Below are 19009 nucleotides of genomic sequence, written 5' to 3' on the forward strand. Positions count from 1 at the left end.
GGTCTACTCTGAGGCCACGAGCTGGCCTTGCTCCAAGCGCAGGCGTCTGTCCATGAGCGAAGCTAAGCGCTCTTCATGGGTGACAATAACAAAGCTAGTTTCTAAGTCCTTGTTTAGCGACAAAATCAGGTCATGAATTTGTTCAGCGGTATCTCGATCGAGATTGCCGGTAGGTTCATCCGCTAACACCACCGCCGGTTGGGTCACCAGCGCGCGCGCTAAGGCCACACGCTGACGTTCGCCACCTGAGAGTTGCGCTGGGGTATGTCCGCCACGATCTGCCAAGCCCACACGCGCCAACAAGTCATCTGCCCGCTGCTGTGCCTCGCGTACCGACAGGCCACCGATGACACACGGCAACGCCACATTTTCACGTGCGGTAAACTCTGGCAGCAGATGATGCAGCTGATAAACAAAGCCTACATGTCGATTACGCAACTGGCTCCGCTTCGCTTCGCTGGCATGGCTAAAGGGCTCACCGAGCAATTGCACGACGCCTTGTGAGGGCTGTTCTAAACCACCCAATAAATGCAGCAGCGTGGTTTTACCCGAGCCCGAGCGCCCTACGATGGCAACACATTCGCCCCGCTCAATATGAAAGGAGACGCCGCGCAAGACGTCGATGGCTTGCGGGCCTTCGCGAAAACATTGACTCAGGTTTTCTGCGCTTAACACCCACGAATTACTCATAGCGTAACGCCTCCGCCGGCTGAACGCGCCCTGCTTGATAGGCGGGATATAAGGTGGCGAGGAAACTCAAAATAAAGGCGGTGATACTGACCCAGACCACATCACTGATCACCAGCTCGGTCGGCAGGTAGTTCACAAAATAGGCATCAAACAAATGTACCCCGGAGACCCGCTCATAAAACGCCGCCAGGTCACTGACGGTGAGGGATAAGGTCACACCCAGCAGCATACCCGCCAGCGTCCCACCCAATCCGATAGCCGTGCCTTGCACCAGAAAAATACGCTGAATCATGCGCGGGGTTGCCCCCAAAGTCCGCAGAATGGCGATATCCGAGCGCTTGTCATTAACCACCATGACCAAGCTGGACACGATGTTAAAAGCTGCTACTGCAACAATCAGCAGCAACAGTAAAGACATGATGGTCTTTTCCATTTTAATTGCGTTGAACAAGCTGCCCTGGGTTTGCGTCCAGTCATTGCCGTAGAAAAAGGGCGGCAACTTAGCAAGCAAGCGCTCGTTAATGGCGCGGGCCTGAAACAGGTCATCGACCTTTAAACGCACGCCTTGGACCTTGCTACCAATGCGTAAGAGCTTGCCGGCATCGGCATAGTGAACATAGGCAAGTAAGCCATCGACCTCAGCACCGACCTTGAATATTCCCGTCACGGTGAAGCGTTTGAAGCGCGGAATAACGCCCGCCGCACTGATCGTCGCCTCGGGCAACACCAAGGTAATGGGGTCGCCCACGGCCACGCCGAGGCTATTCGCCAGTTGTTGACCAAGTACGATGCCAAAATCCCCATCGCGCAAGGTGGCCATGCTACCTTGCACCATGAAGTCGTGCAGGATAGAAACCCGCTGCTCACGCGTCGGCTCAATGCCCGTAATCATGGCACCGCTGACTTGGCCATTCGCCGTCAGCATGCCTTGAACTTGCGTCATGGGGGCCGCTGCAATGACACCCTCGGTGCTCTCGGCAATTTGTACGAGCTTAGGCCAGTTTTGCAGAGGCTCACTCGACGTAATGGTTGCTTGTGGCACCATGCCGAGAATGCGTTGCTTCAGTTCGCGATCGAAGCCGTTCATTACCGACAGCACGGTAATCAAAACGGCTACGCCCAACATCAATCCAATCATGGAACTGAGTGACATGAAGGAGATGAAGCGTTCGCGGCGGCGAGCACGCGTATAGCGCAGCCCGATAAAAACAGAGAGTGGTTTAAACATGATGGTGGCGATTAGACCACAGCTCCTGATCAGCGTCACACGGCTTTAACGAAGATAGCTACACTATAGTTCACGACGCAATGATCACTTTCAACGGTTGATATTATAGATGCTCATTATTGGACACCGTGGCGCTCGCGGCGAAGCGCCGGAGAACACCCTGAGTGGCTTCCGACACTTACACAATTTAGGTGTCCGTGCGGTGGAGTTTGATATCCAAGTCAGTGCCGACAACGAGCTGGTGGTGATTCACGATGCCGATGTGCAGCGCACCAGTCTCGGCTCAGGCAGCGTGCATGATCTGACCGCACGGGCGCTTTCAGATCTCGATGCCAGCCATAAGCATTTCCCGCAATGGCTCACACGTGAAGGCATCCCCCGGCTAACCGACGTGCTGACCCTGCTGGCTGACTTCACCCACATCGAATTGGAAGTGAAAGCTCGAACCCCAGAACATGAGGCGGTGGTTCGCGAAAAGCTACCACAGCTTTGGGATCAACATCAGTTGGCAGGACGAGCACGGACCACGTCGTTTAACCCCCGATATTTACAGAGCATGCTGATAACAGCGCCCCACATTCCTCGCGGATTCTTATTCGAAGCAGACTTTGCCGGTGATGCCATCCAATTGGCGCAAGCCGTGGGCGCCAGTTCGCTAGGGCCGCATCACAGTCGCTGTTCGGCTGAATTGGTGGCCCAAGCCCATGCAGCTGGCTTATTGGTATCCACGTGGACGGTAAACGATGCCGACCGAGCCCATGCGCTGGCTGAGATGGGCGTCGATGGACTAATTACCGACATCCCCACTCAGGCGCTGAGCTGGTTTATTTAATCGGCAACGACCTTAGCGAGCTGCTGTTCTAGGCACCATCATGCGGGTAGGTGCAGGCTGACGACGCGCTTGTTCATAGAGCGGCATGACCTTCGGAATAGCGGCCTGTAAATTGGCAATACGCTCGTTGCTCGAGGGGTGGGTACTGGTAAACGAACCTTGGCCGCCCCCGGTGGCTTGTGCCATTTTCTGCCACAAGCTGACCGAGGCATTGGGGTTATACCCGGCTCGCGCTAGCAACTCTAAGCCCATGATATCGGCTTCAGACTCTTGGCCACGGCTGTGCGGTAACGTTAGTGCGAGCTGCGCAGCGACCTGCACCATCTGCCCCGTAGAGGCCGACATCCCCGTCATGGCTCCGAGCAGACTCAAACCAGTTTGCTGAGCATAGGCCTGCGACATACGCTCACGACCATGTTCGCGAAGCGCATGCGCCATTTCATGACCCATGATGGCGGCCACTTCGTCATCGGTCAGCTTGAGCTGATTGATGATGCCGGTGAAGAACATGATTTTCCCGCCGGGCGAGCAATAGGCATTGAGCTCATTGCGCGTCTCGAGATTCACTTCCCACTTCCATCCGGAAGCATCCTGTCTAAACACGGCGACCTGCGGAATCAAACGGTCAGCAATACGGCGAATACGCTCGAGGTTAGCCTTATCGGTATTTAAAGAGTTTTTGCCACGGGCTTTCGTCAGTTCAGCCTGGTAGGACTCTAACGCCATGGCATCGACTTGACTGGCAGGCAACAGCAGGAGCTGCTGACGCTTAATGCCCGTTGCCCCCTGCTGAGTCGTTGTGGTGCATGCGCTCAGTGTCATCAGAAGCGCCACCGGCAGCAGCCAGGTGCGGGTCATTTGCAGTGTTAAGGTCATTGGTAAAGCTCCTGAAAAAGTCACTGCTTTACGCCACGCGCATGGGCGTTAAGCGCTTGGCAAGTAATAGTAACGCTGCCAAATGTCACTATAGCGTACACGCTCCTGCGAAATTTGATCTGTGGACCAGTTCAACTCTTCAGCCAAAATCTTATCTAACGCGGGGATAGCATCTAACCCCCCCTGCGGCAGCAACAGTCCCAGCCGGACACGACGCAATAACAAGTCATCCAGATGCACCACTTGCTCGTGACGACAGGCCCAACGCAGCTCTGCCACCAAAGTTTGTGTATCCGCCACGGGCGTCATTTCATCCGCCGGCATTTCTGTCAGGAAAGCACGCGTGTGAATGCCTAAACGCGAGACAAGTCGTGCAAAAACATTCTGCGCCATGCCGACAGGAGCAGCACCAGGGTTTGGCGCTGAAAATACGGCGAGTCGCTTATCGTTAACGCGGATGCCGAGGTAAGGGGCTGCTAGCTTTAAGGCATCCAAGGCAATTAAACGGAAGGTCGTGAGCTTGCCACCGGTCACGGTAATTAAGCCCTGATTATCCCAGACACTGTGACTACGACTTTCCTTTGAGGGGTCGCTACCGTCTCCGGCACTCACCACGGGGCGCACGCCCGACCATGTGGAAATAATGTCCTCGACGCCTAGGTTTGCATCGGGAAATTGGGCATTCGCGCCACGCAACATGTAGTGCATTTCATCCACATTGAGCACGGCCTCGATGTCCATGTCTGTGCGGTGATCCAAGTCCGTGGTGCCAATAATGGTTCGGCCTTCCCACGGGTAAGTGAATACCACACGGCCATCGTCGGGATGGTGAGAGATGAGCGCTTCGGTTAAGGGCAGACGCTGAGCAGAGATAACCAAATGGCTGCCACGCAGCGGACGCACACGCACCTCGTTGACCAATTTCTGGCGCAAGCGATCCGCCCACGCGCCGGTGGCATTGATCACACACTTGGCGCTAACCACGGCATGCTCGCCCGATACACGATCCTCCAGGCGAAGCCCCGCCACGCGACTACCGGCCATGACGAGATCTGTGGCTTTGATGTAGTTGAGTGTGGTCAGGCCTTCAGCCACCGCTTCATCAAGCACTCGCTGCACCAGTCGCGAATCGTCGGTGAGCGCATCGGTATAACGTGACGCGCCCTGCAAGTTATCTTGGCGATGACCGGGAATACGTTGCAAGAACGCAAGGCGTTTAAAAAACTTGTGATCACGCACACCGGCCAGAAAGTTATAGGCCATCACCAGTACTTGGAATGGCCAACGCCCGGGGAAAACACCACGATAATGCGCAAAGAAATAACCCATACGCTCCACTAAACCCGGCGCCTCACGCAACAGACGTTCGCGCTCGGTGAGTGAGTGCCACGTTAGGCGTATCTCGCCTTGAGCGATATAACGCAGGCCGCCATGGACCATTTTCGAGGATCGACTGGAGGTGCCCCAGCTATAGTCCGTTTGTTCGATCAGTAAGGTTTTCAGCCCCAGACGCGTTGCTTCGCGAGCAACACCCACGCCAGTAATACCTCCACCAATGATGATCAAATCCCACAGATGATGGGATAAAGACTGCCATTGTTGCTGACGAACATCTAAAACCGACATGCGTAACCTACCCAAAATGAGCGTGCGAAAAGGATCGCTATATTAGTGCTTTAAAGCCGACAAATCAGACGAACGAACGACTGACAAGTCAGGCGCGCGTTTACCAGCGCACTTGCTCTAATTGCGTAAGCTCTCGGCCCAAGAAACGCCCGCCTACGGTCTGGAAGCGCAGCGGCACATCCGTCACTACATAGCGATATTCCGGCTGCTGACGTTGCGGGTTATGCATATCCATTTCAGTGAGCACGCGCGCCGTTTGCTCCGCAATGGTGATGGCCGAATCCACCAGCTTAATGCCAGGGCCAGCCACATCTTGCAGCAAGGATTTAAGCAGAGGGTAATGAGTGCAGCCCAACACGAGGGCATCAATCGATTCAACAAAAACGGGTTTCAAATACTCTTTGGCGGTCAGGCGGGTGACCTCATGATCGAGCCAGCCCTCCTCCACCAGAGGCACAAACAGCGGGCAGGCCTGCGAGTACACATGCAAATCAGGATTCAGCGCATGGATATTGCGCGCATAGGCATTGGAGTTGATGGTGGTCGGCGTACCAATCACACCAATGCCCTTGCGACTGATGTCCACTGCTGCACGCGCACCCGCATCGATCACATCCAGCACCGGCACCGGTGAGCGCTCGCGCACGGCATCGCCAGCCACGGCCGCCATGGTGTTGCAGGCGATGATGAGCAGTTTGACGTCGCGCTCCAGCAGATAGTCTGCGATCTGCGTGGTGAAGCTGCGAATGGTCTCCACCGACTTCACGCCATAGGGCACGCGTGCGGTATCGCCAAAGTAAATAATATCTTCGAAGGGCAGTCGCTCCATGAGCGCGCGCACCACGGTCAGGCCGCCAATACCGGAATCGAAAACACCAATCGGGGAACGGGCGGAGCGCTTGGGTGCGGGCATCGGAGCAAATCCTGTGGACGTCATCAGCATGATCGTTGTGACCAAACGCAGGATAGCAAAACGCCGACACAATGGTCGGCGTTTCGGATAATTGGAGCGGGAAACGAGACTCGAACTCGCGACCCCGACCTTGGCAAGGTCGTGCTCTACCAACTGAGCTATTCCCGCTTACTGCTTTGGCAGCCGTCTCATTGGCAGTGAGCTAACGAGACAGGGGCGCATTGTAGGTTGCCAACACCGTGTGTCAAGCACAGGTCGCTGCTATGCGTGCTAACTGCACAAATTTACGCCAAAGCTGCGCACTTAATCGGCTTGTCGTAAGGAGGGCCAGGCGGCGGCCAAGTAAATACACATCGACCACAAGGTTAAAACCACCGACACATACAGCAGACCCCACGCCAAGCCCATGAGATGAGGTTCATTCCAAAGCAGGCCAGTAATCGCCACCATTTGTGCGGCCGTTTTCCATTTGCCAATTTGGCTGACGGCCACTTGTGCCCGATGGCCAATTTCCGCCATCCATTCGCGTAAGGCTGAAATGGTGATCTCACGCGAAATAATGACAATCGCGGGCACCACCATAAAAACATGAGGGTTCCATTCCACTAACAAAATCAGTGCAGCCGCGACCATGAGTTTGTCGGCCACCGGATCCAGAAAGCGGCCAAACGCGGAGCCTTGATTCCACATGCGGGCTAAATAGCCATCCAGCCAGTCGGTAATCGCCGCAAACGCAAAAATAAACGCAACAATTTCATTGCGATAGGCAATTGGGGCATAGGCCACGATGAGCAAGACGGGGATCAACGCCACTCGCGAGACAGTTAAAATATTGGGAATGTTCCACAGTGGACGTGCAGACAACACCGTCTCCTCGGGTAGTGAGTAAGCGACTATCCCGTAACTTTAATGACTGTGCAAGGCAGCATAGATCGTCTGTGCCAAAGACTCGCTAATCCCAGCTACCTTGGCGATATCGCGTGCGCTCGCCCGCTGCACTTCCTGTAAGCCGCCAAAATGCTGAATTAAGGCTTTTCGGCGAGCAGGCCCCACACCTTCAATGCTTTCCAATGTTGACGTTTTACGCGCTTTATCTCGGCGCTGACGGTGGCCAGTAATGGCGAATCGATGGGCCTCGTCACGAATTTGCTGAATCAGATGTAGCGCCGGCGAGTCGGCATTGAGCGATATCGTATCGCCATCAGGAAAGTGCAACGTCTCCAGTCCGGGTTTGCGCCCCTCCCCTTTGGCAATACCAATGAGTTGCACACCGCTAACACCCATGCTGATACCTAAGGTGTCGAGCACCTCAATGGCCTGCGTGAGCTGGCCTTTGCCCCCGTCAATAAAGAGAATATCGGGCAGGCTGCCCTCTCCCTTAACCAATCGACTGTAACGTCGAGTCAGTGCTTGGTGCATCGCGGCATAATCATCTCCGGGGGTGATGTCTTCGATATTAAAGCGACGGTAATCGCTCTTTTTCGGGCCTTGGCCATCAAATACCACGCAAGACGCCACCGTGGCTTCGCCCATGGTGTGACTAATGTCGAAGCATTCCATGCGTGTGATCGGCGCTTCACGCTCTAGCAGCGATTGAAGCGCTGCAAAGCGTTTCGCGATGTGGCTGCGATTGGCCAAACCGGACATTAATCCAGCGTCGGCATTGCGCTGCGCCATCTCAACCCACGCCGCTCGTGCCTCGCGTACCCGTGACTTAATCTCCACATCGCGGCCGTATTGCATCCGGATGGCATCGGCCAAGACCTCAGCGCCGGGCAGCTCCACCGACGTGATGATCTCGCGCGGCAAATCGCGACCGCCCCCCTCAGACAAAGCCCCCTGCAAATAGAACGAAGGCAAAAATTCCTCGAGAATGTCGGCCGGTGCCGTTTCACCAAACACTGCGGGTTGATACGCCTTGGTACCGAGCACGCGTCCCTCACGTACAAACAGGACCTGCACACACACGCCACCCGGCTGAGCTGCCACGGCAAAAACATCGACAGAGCCCACATCCTTAAGCACGAATTGCTGCTCTTGCACCCGGCGCAGAGCGGTGAGCTGATCGCGATAGACCGCCGCCTGCTCAAAGGCCATCGCCTCCGACGCCATACTCATGCGCGCAATCAGGTCTTCGGTCACTTCTTCGTTGCGACCCTCAAGAAAACGCCGCGTGTTGGTGACATCACTGCGATAGTCTTCCGCACTGACATAGCCCACGCAGGGCGCACGACAGCGCTGGATTTGGTATTGCAAACAGGGTCGTTCGCGGTTGCGGAAGGTACTGTCGTCGCACTGGCGCACTTGAAACAGCTTTTGCAACAAATTCAGACTGTCTCTAACTGCCGTTGAACTGGGAAATGGCCCGAAATAACGGCCGGCTTGCGAGCGCGTGCCGCGATGAAAAGCGATACGCGGCCATGTATCGCCTTCGGAAATAAACACATAGGGATAGCTTTTGTCGTCGCGCAACAAGATGTTGTACGGCGGCTTCAGCGATTTAATGAGCGTCTGCTCAAGTAGCAAGGCTTCGGTTTCTGATGCTGTAATGGTCACTTCAAGATGATGAATGCGCGCAACCAAGGCCTGTGTTTTTGGACTTGAGACCTGCTTCAAAAAATACGAGCTGACACGCGACTTCAGGCTTTTGGCTTTGCCGACATAGAGTACGCCGCCATCCTCAGCCAACATGCGATAAATACCGGGCTTCACCGGCAGCGTACGAATAATCTCTTTTAATTGCGTTAAGCGAATATCGTCATCGCCACGAGGTGGCAGGATGGATACGTCAAGATCACTCACAACATCACGCCAAACTGAAGCGCCAATCGCGCCAACGCCATATCGTTATCGACCCCCACTTTTTGCAACAAGCGCACGCGATAAGTACTGATGGTTTTGGGGCTAAGGCACAGTTGTTCCGCTATATCCTGAACGCGCTTCCCACTGCTCAGTGCCGACAGCACCTGCATCTCGCGCTCCGACAACTGATCGAAGGGGTTCTCTGCCTGATTTGGCACATAGGGTTGTAAGGCCAGTTGCTGCGCCAGATGGGGACTGATATAGCGCTTGCCGATAGCGGCACGGCGAATGGCCATGACCAGCTCATCTAGCTCCGCGCCTTTACTGATATAGCCAGTGACACCTGCTTGCAAAAGTCGCGCTGGCCAAGGGCCTTCATCGGTCACACTGAGCATAACAATGCGCACATCCGTGGCCTGTTTCAGAAGACGCAATGCCGCTTCATGCCCGCCCATGCCAGGCATATCTAAATCCAACAGCAACACGTCTGGCGCGTCTTCTTTTACGCGCTGTAATGCCTCCTCACCGGAGGTTGCCAGCCAAAGAATTTCAATGCCAGGAACATCTGCCAACAAATGCGACAGGCTGAGGCGAATAAGCGCATGATCATCAACTAAGGCGACGCGAATGCTCATATTTTTCTCAATACCAAACGGACGTTTTCAACCAGCATCACGCTATCTTAACGACTTGCACTTGTGTTAAAAATATATCACTCGCAATTCGTCGTAACGGCCATGACCAAAGAGGCCCTATGTCGTACGCTGCTGAGCAACTCTTGGATAAGCTGCGGGCTTTTTTATATCCCTACTTTTCAGCTTATCTGGTCATTATTCGTAAAGGTTTTTCGCCCATGTTTTCTATCTCTTTGCGCCTCGCCCTGCGTAGGCTCAACCGCTTTGTTTTATCGCTATTACTCACGCTAGCCGTGGCCATGCCTGCCGTCGCCATTTCCCCAAATGCCGAAGCCGCCACATCCTCTAAATCCGCCCAAACCACCAAAGCTAAAAAAGCTGCTGCCAAAAAGCTCGCCGCGAAGCGTGCTGCCGCCAAGAAACGACTGGCTGCGAAGAAAAAGTCATCGCGTACTAAGCAAGTGGCTAAGACTGCTGCGGTTGCCGCTGCCGCATTAACAGCAGCCGAGTTAGCCGCGCAAGAGCGACGCCAAGCTCCGGCTGAAATTCACAATAGCGTGAATATTCCGCTCGATGTGCAGTCCCGCGCTGCGCTCATCGCCAATGCCAAAACAGGCGAAGTGCTCTATGGCAAAAATTACAATCAAACCATGCCGATTGCGTCGATCACCAAGCTAATGACTGCCATGGTGGTGCTGGATGCTGGGCTGGACATGAACGACCCTGTCACCATCACCCAAGACGATGTGGATACCCTGCGGCATACCCACTCTCGGCTTAGCGTAGGAACCACCCTAACGCGTGCCGACATGATGCTGATTGCACTGATGGCCTCGGAAAACCGTGCGGCGGCTTCCCTTGCACGCAGCTATCCAGGCGGCACTAAAGCAGCCATCACCGCGATGAACCGCAAAGCCGCCAAACTGGGCATGATGCACACACGCTTTTTTGATGGCACCGGCCTAAACGGCGACAACATCTCTACGCCAGGTGACTTGGTCAAACTGGTGCAGGCAGCCTATCGCTATGCCGATATTCGAGCCTTCTCGACTGCTCCCAAATATGAAGTGAATAGTCGCGGCCGACTCCTGCAATACAAAAACACCAATACCTTGGTGAAAGAACCCGAATGGGATATCGGCGTATCGAAAACCGGCTTTATCAATGAGGCGGGCCGTTGTTTGGTCATGATGGCGCGTATTCATGACATACCCGTGGTCATTGTGCTGATGGACTCTTGGGGTAAGTACACGCGCATTGGTGACGCCAATCGCGTCAAGCAATGGCTAGAGCGCGTTAAAGGGGCTTAATACGGCCCGCGAAGGCCGTGAGCGCTTTTTTCTGCGACGGCCAGTCTGGATTCACATGGCTTTGCAATGCATAAAATGCAGGGCCGTGATGAAACTCATGTAAATGACAAAGCTCGTGGTAAATCACATAGTCAATGCACGGCATTGGCATGTGCATGAGCAGCGTATTAAGGGTGATATCGCCCTTCAAAGAGCAACTACCCCAGCGAGAGCGCATGCGTCTGAGCTTAATCTGAGTGGGTATCCATCGCGGGCCTAACGCCTTAGCGATAGCCATACAACGTGCTGGCAACAGCTCTAGCGCTTGTTCTCGCTGCCATTGCTGCCATTGCAGTTCGCTGCGTATATGAAGCGGTAGCGCCTCGCCCAAATGCCACCACACGTCTTCGGTCACGTTTTCCGTTTCTTCGCAACGCCGCGCTGCAATTTCCGCTAAATGCTTGTTGATCCATGCCTGCCGACTCACTACAAACGCATGAATTTCCGTGGTGGGCATGCGTAAAGGGGCGCGCACCTGCACCAGACCATCGCGACGAATTTGAATCGCCAAGGTGCGCCGAGCACTGCGAATCAAGGCATATTCAGGGCAGCTCATGGTTACACCATGGCATCAACGTGCTGCCGAATCACTGCAAGGAAGTCATCACCGTAGCGACTGAGCTTGCTGTCACCTATGCCTCCAATGAGGCGCATTTCATTCAGACTGAGGGGCATATGCTCGACCATGGCCATGAGCGTGCTGTCATGGAAAATCACATAGGGTGGCACACCTTGCGCTAGGGCTAACTCACGGCGCAGGGCGCGAAGTCCAAGCCACAAGGGTTGATCGGCCGCGTCTAAGGTTTGGCTAGCGCGGCTGGCTGTCGAACTGCGACGTTGCGCCGTGAGCGTGTCTTTATCTTGGCGCAAAGCCAAACTCACCTCGCCCTTCAGCAGAGGCCGACATTCGGGCGCAAGCCTTAAGGTACCAAAGCCTTCCCCATCAACCAGCAACAAGCCCTTTGCCAGAAGCTGTCGGAACAGGCTGCGCCAACTTTTAAGGCTTAGGCTTTGGCCTTGACCAAACACGGCGAGCTGCTCATGTTGATTCGCCAGAATACGGTCGCTACGTTTCCCGACTAACACCTCCACCACATATTCCACGCCATAGCGCTGGCCGGTGCGATAGACCGCCGACAACGCCATCCGTGCGGGCTCGGTGGCATCCCAAGTCGCTACCGGCTCAGCGCAAATATCGCAGTGGCCGCAGGGCTTGGGCATGTGCTCATCGAAGTAACGCAATAAGAGCTGGCGACGGCAATCCGTGGTCTCGCATAGCTGCAGCATGGCATCTATGCGTCGGCGCTCATGGCGCTTGTGCTCTTCACTTCCTTCCGATTGCGCCAGCATTTGTTGATGCTTAATCACATCCTGCAAGCCATAGAACAGGCAGACTGTTGAAGCCAAACCATCGCGACCCGCACGACCGGTTTCCTGATAGTAGGCCTCCAAACTTTTCGGCAAATCCAAGTGCGCCACAAAGCGTACATTGGGCTTGTCGATGCCCATGCCGAAGGCAATGGTAGCCACCACAATCACCCCTTCTTCGCGCAGGAATTTGGTCTGGTTGGCTTCACGCTCGTGGGCCGGTAAACCGGCGTGATAAACCACCGCCGGAAAGCCGCGCGCCTGCAAGGCCTCGGCGACTTTTTCGGTCTTCGCACGAGAAAGGCAATAGACAATCCCGGCATCCGACGGGTGTTCACGCTTAATAAAATCGGTGAGCTGCTCTAGGGCATTTAGGCGCGGCAGGATGCGATAAAAAATATTGGGACGATCAAAGCTGCTGAGATAGACCTCAGCGTTTTCCAGTCGTAAGAGACGCTTAATATCGGCGCGCGTTCGCAGATCAGCTGTTGCGGTCAAGGCCAGTCGAGGCACTTGCGGGAACTGCTCAGCCAGCACAGACAGGCCCAGATAGTCGGCGCGGAAATCATGCCCCCATTGCGATACACAGTGGGCTTCGTCGATGGCAAATAATGAGATGGGTGTGCGCTGCAAAATATCTAGCGTACGCGCGGTCACCAAGCGCTCGGGGGCCATATAGAGCAAGTCGAGACTGCCATCGAGCAATTGCGACTCAATGGCTCTGGCCTCATAAGCGTCCAGCGAACTGCTCAGATACGCTGCGCGAACGCCCAGCTGCAATAGCGTCGCGACCTGATCCTGCATCAGCGAAATGAGGGGTGATATGACAATGGCCGTGCCTGGGCGCATTAACGCCGGCACCTGATAGCACAACGACTTACCGCCGCCGGTCGGCATGAGCACCAACGCATCCTCGCCGCTAGCCACTCGCGTCACAATGTCGGCTTGCTGGCTACGGAAATCGTCATAGCCCCAAACATGCTGTAAGACCTCGCGGGCCTGAGCCAGCAAATCACTTTGCAGGGACTTCATGTAGGAAACCTCACATTCCATTGCGCTGCCGCACTACAATCAGCCTCATAGTCCTGGAGAACATCATGCACGAACAATACGCCCTGCCGACTGGCACCCTGAATGCGTTGGAAGACTTTCTCGATAGCGAAGCGAATGAACACGGCTTGGATTTTCATGGTGCTCACGGTTTTCTCACCGCGATTACCGTGGGCCCGCGTGGCAAGCTCGACACCGATGCGTTTGCCGCCTTTTTCGAAGATGAGGCCAGCAGCATAGATGCCGGCCAATTGAGCGCGCTGAAGCAGCAACTCGAAGCCTGGCAGAAAAGCATTCATGCCGTGCTTTACCACGGCTCCCGCTTGGAGCTGCCCTGCCCGCTGATTGCCGATCCGGATGAACCCAACAGCCTGAGTGACTGGTGTGTAGGTTTCATGGAAGGCCTGTTCTTGGATGAAGACCGCTGGTACGCCGGCAACGAAGACGACATTGCTGATCTGACCCTGCCCATGGTCGTGCTGTCGGATTTGATCGAAGACGATGACCTGCAAACGCTGCGACGCGACAAGAAGCTGCTGAAAGACATGACGGCATCGATTCCAGATCTGATCACCGAGCTGTATCTGCTGTTCCACGCGCCCGCTAACCCCTGAGTTGTTGTCGACTACGTTGCACTGACACGACGCAACACGCCGGGCCTTGCCAGCAAGCCTCACTTGCGCAGGCCCGACGCTCGCTCAGCCGCTAGTTTCTTCTGCAGTTTACGCTCGGCAAATCGCGCCTTCTGCTGCTCACTCAAACTGTCATGACACGCCGGGCAACTAATCCCCTCTTCATAGCCAGGCGCGAGCTTATCTTCAGGCGTAATGGCACGACGACAGCCATAGCAAAGCTCGGCTACACCCTCGGCTAAGCCATGAGTCACGCCCACACGCTCATCAAAAACAAAACACTCGCCCTGCCACAAACTGGCTTCGGCTGGCACTTCCTCGAGGTATTTCAGAATGCCGCCTTTAAGGTGATAGACCGTCTCAAAACCTTGCTGGCGCATATAGCTCGATGCTTTTTCGCAACGAATGCCCCCCGTGCAAAACATCGCGACCTTTTTGTGTTTCGTCGGATCTAACTGCTCCGCCACGTATTGCGGGAATTGACGAAAGGTTTGCGTTTTCGGGTCAACAGCACCCTGAAATGTACCAATCGCGACTTCATAATCGTTGCGGGTATCAATAACGATAACCTCAGGGTCTTGGATCAGCGCATTCCACTCGGCGGGATCAACGTACGTACCAACGACCGCCGTGGGATCCACAAACGGAACGCCCAACGTCACAATTTCCTTTTTCAGCTTAATTTTCAAACGGACAAAGGGATGTCGGTCGCTGAGCGATTCTTTATGTTCTAGCGCCGCTAATCGAGGGTCTGATCGTAACCACGCCAAGACGGCATCGATACCGGCGCGGGAACCTGAGATCGTGCCGTTCACACCTTCTTGCGCTAACAGCAACGTGCCGCGAATCCCTTGCGTCTCACAGAGTGCGAGCAAGGGGGACTGCATTTCACGGAAATTGTCTAAACGCGCAAAGTGATAGAGCGCAGCCACCACAAACTGCGACGACTCAGTCATGTTTACTGCCCCCCATGCAAGCCGGACTAGCCGGAGCTGCGCCAACCTGAGCCCACTCCTCCGGGGTGTACACATGCAGCGCTAGCGCGTGCAGGCCTTGGGCCATCTCCGTTTGAGTCAGCGCGTAAACCTTCTGATGCCTAGCCACCGCCCGCAGGCCCACGAATGCCGCCGAGACTAAAGTGACCTTGTAGTGGCTTTCGGTGGCTGGGCCACCATGGTTATGGGACTCATTTTCGACTACAAGAAAGTCAGGATTAAACGCTTGCTGCAGCACGCTATGCAGTCGGGCTTGGCGGGACATGAAAGGCTCCACTGAAAAGACATCGGCGCGAATTATAGAGGCTGAAATCAGTGACCGCTTGCAAATGCGTTAATTCGCGCTAAACTGACCCTGTTTATTACATAACTTTTCTTATTTAACTTTTATGAGTAATAAAATGTCCCACTTTAAACTGACTCCGGAACAACGGGCAGCCTTGAATACCAAGTCAAACTGGCGTGGCAGCCTAGAGGTTGGCAAAGATTGGAGCTTAATCCTGCTAGCGTTTGCGTTAAGCCTGCTCTGGCCTCACCCGCTCACCTTTGTGGTCAGCCTATTGCTGCTGGCTGCGGCACAAGCTGGTTTCGCCATCTTGCAACACGAAGCAGCCCATCGGTCTTTATTTGCGTCTGCAAAACTCAATGATTTTATTGGCGAATATCTGTGTGCTCAGCCCATCCTGCAGAGCATGCCGGGCTATCGTGCCTATCACATGACCCATCATCGCCTAGCCGGTACCGTAGACGATCCAGATCTCATCATGACGGAACAATATCCCGTCGCGCCCAGCAGCCTGAAACGCAAACTATGGAGAGATGCGTCAGGCCTCACGGGTCTGAAGTCCGTGCTAGGTTTAATGGGCATGGCCGCTGGTTACTGGCGATATGAATTAACGGGTCGTGTGGTGCGTGTTGAGCCAGCGCCCCATGGTGTCTCAGGATATCTCGCCGCTTTTATCCAGAATAACGGACACATAGGACTGCTTTGGCAAGTCGTCATGGCTGCCACGCTCAGTGCACTGGGAAATGGCTGGCTCTACCTGCTTTGGCTGACCGCATTCATCTTCATTTTGCCGATTTGCATGCGCATTCGCCAAATTGCCGACCATGCCGTTGTGGCCGAACCACTTAGCACGAACCCGTTACTTCATGCCCGTACGTCCAATGCACGCTGGTATGAGAAGCTGTGGTTCGCGCCGCATAACGAGCACTATCACTTAGAGCATCATTTCATGCCAACCGCGCCGTGCTGGAACCTGCCTAAGCTGCACGCCATCTTGGCAAAAGAAGGCGTGATTCCCGCAGAGAATCAGTCGGATCGCTTGCTCAGCATTTTGCAGCGCGCGACCACCACGAACCCAGCAGCATTGCCACAATAGCCGCAAATAAGCCCGCCAGCTGTGGCGGGCAAATCCCTTCAGGGGCGAACGCTTCCAAGCTTAGCCATACGGCGATACCCGCCACCATGGAAGACAATGCCCCGATTCGATTTGCATATCGCCAGTAAATACCTGCTGTGAGCGGAACAAAGGCCGCCACCAATGTCACCTTGTAGGCATTCTCAACCATCTCAAAAATGCTGGCATCAGAACGTACGGCAAACCACGTAATTAACACGCCGAACACAGCCACGACGGTGCGCAGCATCCACAAAAATTGACGGTCGCTTTGTTCTTTCAACAACGGCTTGAGCAGGTTCTCGGTAAACACGGTTGATGGCGCCAGCAAGGTGCCTGATGCCGTGGACATGATGGCCGACAGCAAAGCGCCAAAAAAAAGCACCTGCATAATTAACGGCAAATCCGTTTGAATAAAGGTGGGTAGGACTTGTTGCGCATCTACTGCAATGACGCGACTAACCATATCCGGATCAATCACCACGGCGGCATAGGTTAGGAAAATGGGCACCATACAGAACACCAAATAGCCCACACCGCCTAGGATAGATCCCGCCACGGCAATGCCTTCAGTTTTCGAAGAGTTCATGCGCTGAAATACATCTTGCTGCGGTATTGACCCTAGCGCCAAGGTAACGAATGCCCCGACAAAGGCCAGAACCGCGGGCAAATTCCACTCCGGCCAAAAGCCCTCAAACTTCCCCGCCGCTCGCGCATGCTCCACAACGACCATGGCACCGCCCGCTTTATCTGCCACTACCCAAGCAATAATTAACAGGGAAATAATGATCACCAGCATTTGCACGAAGCTAGTGATAGCCACCGACCACATGCCGCCGAACATCGTGTAGAAAACCACAATCGCCGCACCAATCATGATGCCCTGATCGTGGGTGATGGCACCTTGACTCAGACTGCTGAAGACCACGCCCAGTGCAATAAGTTGCGCCGATACCCAGCCCAAATAGGACAACATAATGGCGGTAGAGGCGATGACTTCAGCTTCGCGGCCATACTTTTCCCGGAAGAAATCGCCAATGGTGAGCATGTTGCGGCGATACAACGCTCGTGCGAAAAACATCCCGGCAAAGATCAAACAGAATGCTGCACCAAAAGGATCCGCCACGATGCCGCCAATCCCGTCCTGCAAAAAAGTGGGTGGCGCGCCCAACACCGACTCTGAACCAAACCATGTGGCAAACATGGTGGCGGTCACTATGCTTAGCGGCAGACTGCGTCCAGCGGATACGAAATCCCGCGAGTTGTGGACACGCAAGCTGGCCAGCAAGCCAATTGCAATGGATACCACCAAATAACCAATAACAAATGCGCTCAGCATGGACTCAGGCTCCCAACAGAGAGGACACGAAAATTTTGCGAATGCTAACAGCAGAAACCGAGCGCGATAAGCAACTTACGCGACGTTTCATCGCTTACTGTTTGCAAGCGATGTGCCGGAAATTCGCGTCGAACCGGATAGTGTTTACGCAGCGCATCAAAAGCCGTGCTGGGGTGACTTTCATGGAGCGACGCCCGAAGGCGTTCATCATCTCCAGCTTGATCCACGAGTTGCGCCGTTAGCGCATGCAAATCGGCCTCTGTGTCACCCGTCATGGGCCACGTCAGGGTCTCGGCTCCGATCGTAGGCAGAACATTCTGCAGTGAGCCCGCCAAGGTCAAACCTTCGTGCGCTGCAGCCGCCTGCACAATTTGCCAGGTCCCACGCCATTTGCCTTCTAAACTATGGCCGGCAATATGGGGACTGGCGTAGCGCACTAAGGCCAGCACATCGGGTCGAATGTGGGGCTCTCCTTCCCAAACATCTAACGCCACCACGCGGCCGTTCTGCTGCAGGTCTTGGAGCAAGGCATCGTGGTCAATGACTGCGCCGCGCGCCGCATTGAATAACCAGGCACTGGGCTTCATTTGCGCCAATGCGGCCTGATCAAACAGATGAAATGTTGGGAATTGACCAACTTTCGTCAGGGGCGTGTGGATGGTAAAGATATCGGCCGTCGCCAATAACTCAGCCCAACTCACCGGTTGTACACGGCCATGCACGGGCCATGCATCTGTGCCTATTAGTGGGTCATAGGCAATCACGCGCAGGCCGAGGGGCAACATCAAGTCAGCGACCCAGCGGCCCACATGGCCCAGCCCAACAATCCCCAAGACCTTGCCCGCCAAATGCTGTTGCTGCTCTTGTGCAAGACGCAGGCACAGGGTCAACACCCACTCGGCGACCGCGCGCGCATTGCAGCCTGGCGCAGCCGACCAGGCCATACCCTGCTGATTCAGCCAAGGGATGTCCAAGTGGTCCGTACCAATGGTTGCAGTACCCACAAAGCGCACGCGGCTAGCCGCCAGCAAGCCCGATGTGACAGGGGTTATTGAGCGCACAAATAACCAATCTGCCTGTGCCACATCGGCTGCTGTTAGCTCGCGACCGGGGCGACGCACAACCCGGAAGTCAACGCCGGCAATCTGCGCGCAGCACGCCTCAACGCCGGGCATGTTGTCATCGGCAACGACCGTTATTTGTTGGCGCGACATAACGCAAACCTCATGGCGAAAACGCAAGTATGCCACCTCACTTTGCTACACTGCAGGCCT

At 55.0% G+C, this 19009-nt stretch carries 18 protein-coding genes and 1 tRNA gene; 4 read left to right on the plus strand and 15 right to left on the minus strand.

What is annotated here, in order from left to right; translation table 11 throughout:
* Positions 1-3 precede the first annotated feature (3 nt).
* Positions 4-690, minus strand: coding sequence for an ABC transporter ATP-binding protein (locus A8710_RS09585; protein ID WP_068860020.1), 687 nt, complete (start codon positions 688-690; stop codon positions 4-6).
* Positions 683-1918 (minus strand): lipoprotein-releasing ABC transporter permease subunit, encoded by a 1236-nt coding sequence (locus A8710_RS09590; protein WP_068860022.1) that lies wholly within the window; start codon positions 1916-1918, stop codon positions 683-685. The genes A8710_RS09585 and A8710_RS09590 overlap by 8 nt, the downstream gene beginning before the upstream one ends.
* 109 nt (positions 1919-2027) lie before the next feature.
* Between A8710_RS09590 and A8710_RS09595 the strand changes: the two genes are divergently transcribed.
* Positions 2028-2750 (plus strand): glycerophosphodiester phosphodiesterase, encoded by a 723-nt coding sequence (locus A8710_RS09595; protein ID WP_068860023.1) that lies wholly within the window; start codon positions 2028-2030, stop codon positions 2748-2750.
* 12 nt (positions 2751-2762) lie between these two features.
* Here A8710_RS09595 and A8710_RS09600 read toward each other — a convergent pair whose 3' ends face one another.
* The 7 genes from A8710_RS09600 to A8710_RS09630 all read right to left on the minus strand — a co-directional run bounded on the left by A8710_RS09600 (position 2763) and on the right by A8710_RS09630 (position 9602).
* Positions 2763-3626, minus strand: a complete 864-nt coding sequence (locus tag A8710_RS09600) for a M48 family metallopeptidase (RefSeq protein WP_082968779.1) — start codon at positions 3624-3626, stop codon at positions 2763-2765.
* A gap of 48 nt (positions 3627-3674) precedes the next feature.
* The gene (locus A8710_RS09605; protein ID WP_068860025.1) at positions 3675-5252 is read right to left on the minus strand and encodes a glycerol-3-phosphate dehydrogenase/oxidase; all 1578 of its coding nucleotides are present in this window, start codon (positions 5250-5252) and stop codon (positions 3675-3677) included.
* 100 nt (positions 5253-5352) lie between these two features.
* On the minus strand, positions 5353-6165 hold the full coding sequence (murI, locus tag A8710_RS09610) for a glutamate racemase (protein WP_068860027.1): 813 nt from the start codon (positions 6163-6165) through the stop codon (positions 5353-5355).
* A gap of 92 nt (positions 6166-6257) precedes the next feature.
* A tRNA-Gly gene (locus A8710_RS09615) sits at positions 6258-6333 on the minus strand.
* Between the two features lie 135 nt (positions 6334-6468).
* Positions 6469-7029, minus strand: coding sequence for a CDP-diacylglycerol--glycerol-3-phosphate 3-phosphatidyltransferase (gene pgsA / locus A8710_RS09620; RefSeq protein WP_068860029.1), 561 nt, complete (start codon positions 7027-7029; stop codon positions 6469-6471).
* Positions 7030-7071: 42 nt separating this feature from the next.
* On the minus strand, positions 7072-8919 hold the full coding sequence (uvrC, locus tag A8710_RS09625; protein ID WP_068860756.1) for an excinuclease ABC subunit UvrC: 1848 nt from the start codon (positions 8917-8919) through the stop codon (positions 7072-7074).
* Between the two features lie 44 nt (positions 8920-8963).
* The gene (locus A8710_RS09630) at positions 8964-9602 is read right to left on the minus strand and encodes a response regulator (protein ID WP_068860030.1); all 639 of its coding nucleotides are present in this window, start codon (positions 9600-9602) and stop codon (positions 8964-8966) included.
* A gap of 119 nt (positions 9603-9721) precedes the next feature.
* Between A8710_RS09630 and pbpG the strand changes: the two genes are divergently transcribed.
* On the plus strand, positions 9722-10912 hold the full coding sequence (pbpG, locus tag A8710_RS09635) for a D-alanyl-D-alanine endopeptidase (RefSeq protein WP_198341654.1): 1191 nt from the start codon (positions 9722-9724) through the stop codon (positions 10910-10912).
* On the opposite strand, the gene A8710_RS09640 is transcribed toward pbpG, so the two are convergent.
* On the minus strand, positions 10899-11507 hold the full coding sequence (locus A8710_RS09640) for a M48 family metallopeptidase (protein ID WP_068860032.1): 609 nt from the start codon (positions 11505-11507) through the stop codon (positions 10899-10901). The genes pbpG and A8710_RS09640 overlap by 14 nt on opposite strands.
* Before the next feature lie 2 nt (positions 11508-11509).
* Entirely contained in the window at positions 11510-13330 is a 1821-nt protein-coding gene (recQ, locus tag A8710_RS09645) for a DNA helicase RecQ (RefSeq protein WP_082968841.1), read from the minus strand.
* 86 nt (positions 13331-13416) lie between these two features.
* Between recQ and A8710_RS09650 the strand changes: the two genes are divergently transcribed.
* Entirely contained in the window at positions 13417-13983 is a 567-nt protein-coding gene (locus A8710_RS09650; RefSeq protein WP_068860035.1) for a YecA/YgfB family protein, read from the plus strand.
* Positions 13984-14042: 59 nt separating this feature from the next.
* Here A8710_RS09650 and trhO read toward each other — a convergent pair whose 3' ends face one another.
* The gene (gene trhO / locus A8710_RS09655) at positions 14043-14957 is read right to left on the minus strand and encodes an oxygen-dependent tRNA uridine(34) hydroxylase TrhO (protein WP_068860036.1); all 915 of its coding nucleotides are present in this window, start codon (positions 14955-14957) and stop codon (positions 14043-14045) included.
* Complete coding sequence (locus tag A8710_RS09660) at positions 14950-15261, minus strand: BolA family protein (protein ID WP_068860037.1); 312 nt, start codon at positions 15259-15261, stop codon at positions 14950-14952. The genes trhO and A8710_RS09660 overlap by 8 nt, the downstream gene beginning before the upstream one ends.
* A gap of 136 nt (positions 15262-15397) precedes the next feature.
* On the opposite strand from A8710_RS09660, the gene A8710_RS09665 reads away from it, so the two are divergent.
* The gene (locus A8710_RS09665) at positions 15398-16378 is read left to right on the plus strand and encodes a fatty acid desaturase family protein (RefSeq protein ID WP_068860039.1); all 981 of its coding nucleotides are present in this window, start codon (positions 15398-15400) and stop codon (positions 16376-16378) included.
* Here the strand turns inward: A8710_RS09665 and A8710_RS09670 are convergent.
* Positions 16326-17735, minus strand: coding sequence for a sodium:solute symporter family protein (locus tag A8710_RS09670; RefSeq protein ID WP_068860041.1), 1410 nt, complete (start codon positions 17733-17735; stop codon positions 16326-16328). The two genes, A8710_RS09665 and A8710_RS09670, sit on opposite strands and share 53 nt — an antisense overlap.
* A 44-nt stretch (positions 17736-17779) precedes the next feature.
* Positions 17780-18949, minus strand: a complete 1170-nt coding sequence (locus A8710_RS09675) for a 4-phosphoerythronate dehydrogenase (protein WP_082968781.1) — start codon at positions 18947-18949, stop codon at positions 17780-17782.
* Between the last annotated feature and the right edge of the window lie 60 nt (positions 18950-19009).

The organism is Perlucidibaca aquatica (assembly GCF_001676655.1).
Taxonomy (GTDB): domain Bacteria; phylum Pseudomonadota; class Gammaproteobacteria; order Pseudomonadales; family Moraxellaceae; genus Perlucidibaca; species Perlucidibaca aquatica.

Excerpts from the sequence above, each read along its gene's own strand:
- A8710_RS09585 (WP_068860020.1), bottom strand. The coding sequence starts at position 690 with ATGAGTAATTCGTGGGTGTTAAGCGCAGAAAACCTGAGTCAATGTTTT.
- A8710_RS09590 (WP_068860022.1), bottom strand. The coding sequence starts at position 1,918 with ATGTTTAAACCACTCTCTGTTTTTATCGGGCTGCGCTATACGCGTGCT.
- A8710_RS09595 (WP_068860023.1), top strand. The coding sequence starts at position 2,028 with ATGCTCATTATTGGACACCGTGGCGCTCGCGGCGAAGCGCCGGAGAAC.
- A8710_RS09600 (WP_082968779.1), bottom strand. The coding sequence starts at position 3,626 with ATGACCTTAACACTGCAAATGACCCGCACCTGGCTGCTGCCGGTGGCG.
- A8710_RS09605 (WP_068860025.1), bottom strand. The coding sequence starts at position 5,252 with ATGTCGGTTTTAGATGTTCGTCAGCAACAATGGCAGTCTTTATCCCAT.
- murI (WP_068860027.1), bottom strand. The coding sequence starts at position 6,165 with ATGCCCGCACCCAAGCGCTCCGCCCGTTCCCCGATTGGTGTTTTCGAT.
- A8710_RS09630 (WP_068860030.1), bottom strand. The coding sequence starts at position 9,602 with ATGAGCATTCGCGTCGCCTTAGTTGATGATCATGCGCTTATTCGCCTC.
- pbpG (WP_198341654.1), top strand. The coding sequence starts at position 9,722 with ATGTCGTACGCTGCTGAGCAACTCTTGGATAAGCTGCGGGCTTTTTTA.
- A8710_RS09640 (WP_068860032.1), bottom strand. The coding sequence starts at position 11,507 with ATGAGCTGCCCTGAATATGCCTTGATTCGCAGTGCTCGGCGCACCTTG.
- A8710_RS09650 (WP_068860035.1), top strand. The coding sequence starts at position 13,417 with ATGCACGAACAATACGCCCTGCCGACTGGCACCCTGAATGCGTTGGAA.
- trhO (WP_068860036.1), bottom strand. The coding sequence starts at position 14,957 with ATGACTGAGTCGTCGCAGTTTGTGGTGGCTGCGCTCTATCACTTTGCG.
- A8710_RS09660 (WP_068860037.1), bottom strand. The coding sequence starts at position 15,261 with ATGTCCCGCCAAGCCCGACTGCATAGCGTGCTGCAGCAAGCGTTTAAT.
- A8710_RS09665 (WP_068860039.1), top strand. The coding sequence starts at position 15,398 with ATGTCCCACTTTAAACTGACTCCGGAACAACGGGCAGCCTTGAATACC.
- A8710_RS09670 (WP_068860041.1), bottom strand. The coding sequence starts at position 17,735 with ATGCTGAGCGCATTTGTTATTGGTTATTTGGTGGTATCCATTGCAATT.
- A8710_RS09675 (WP_082968781.1), bottom strand. The coding sequence starts at position 18,949 with ATGTCGCGCCAACAAATAACGGTCGTTGCCGATGACAACATGCCCGGC.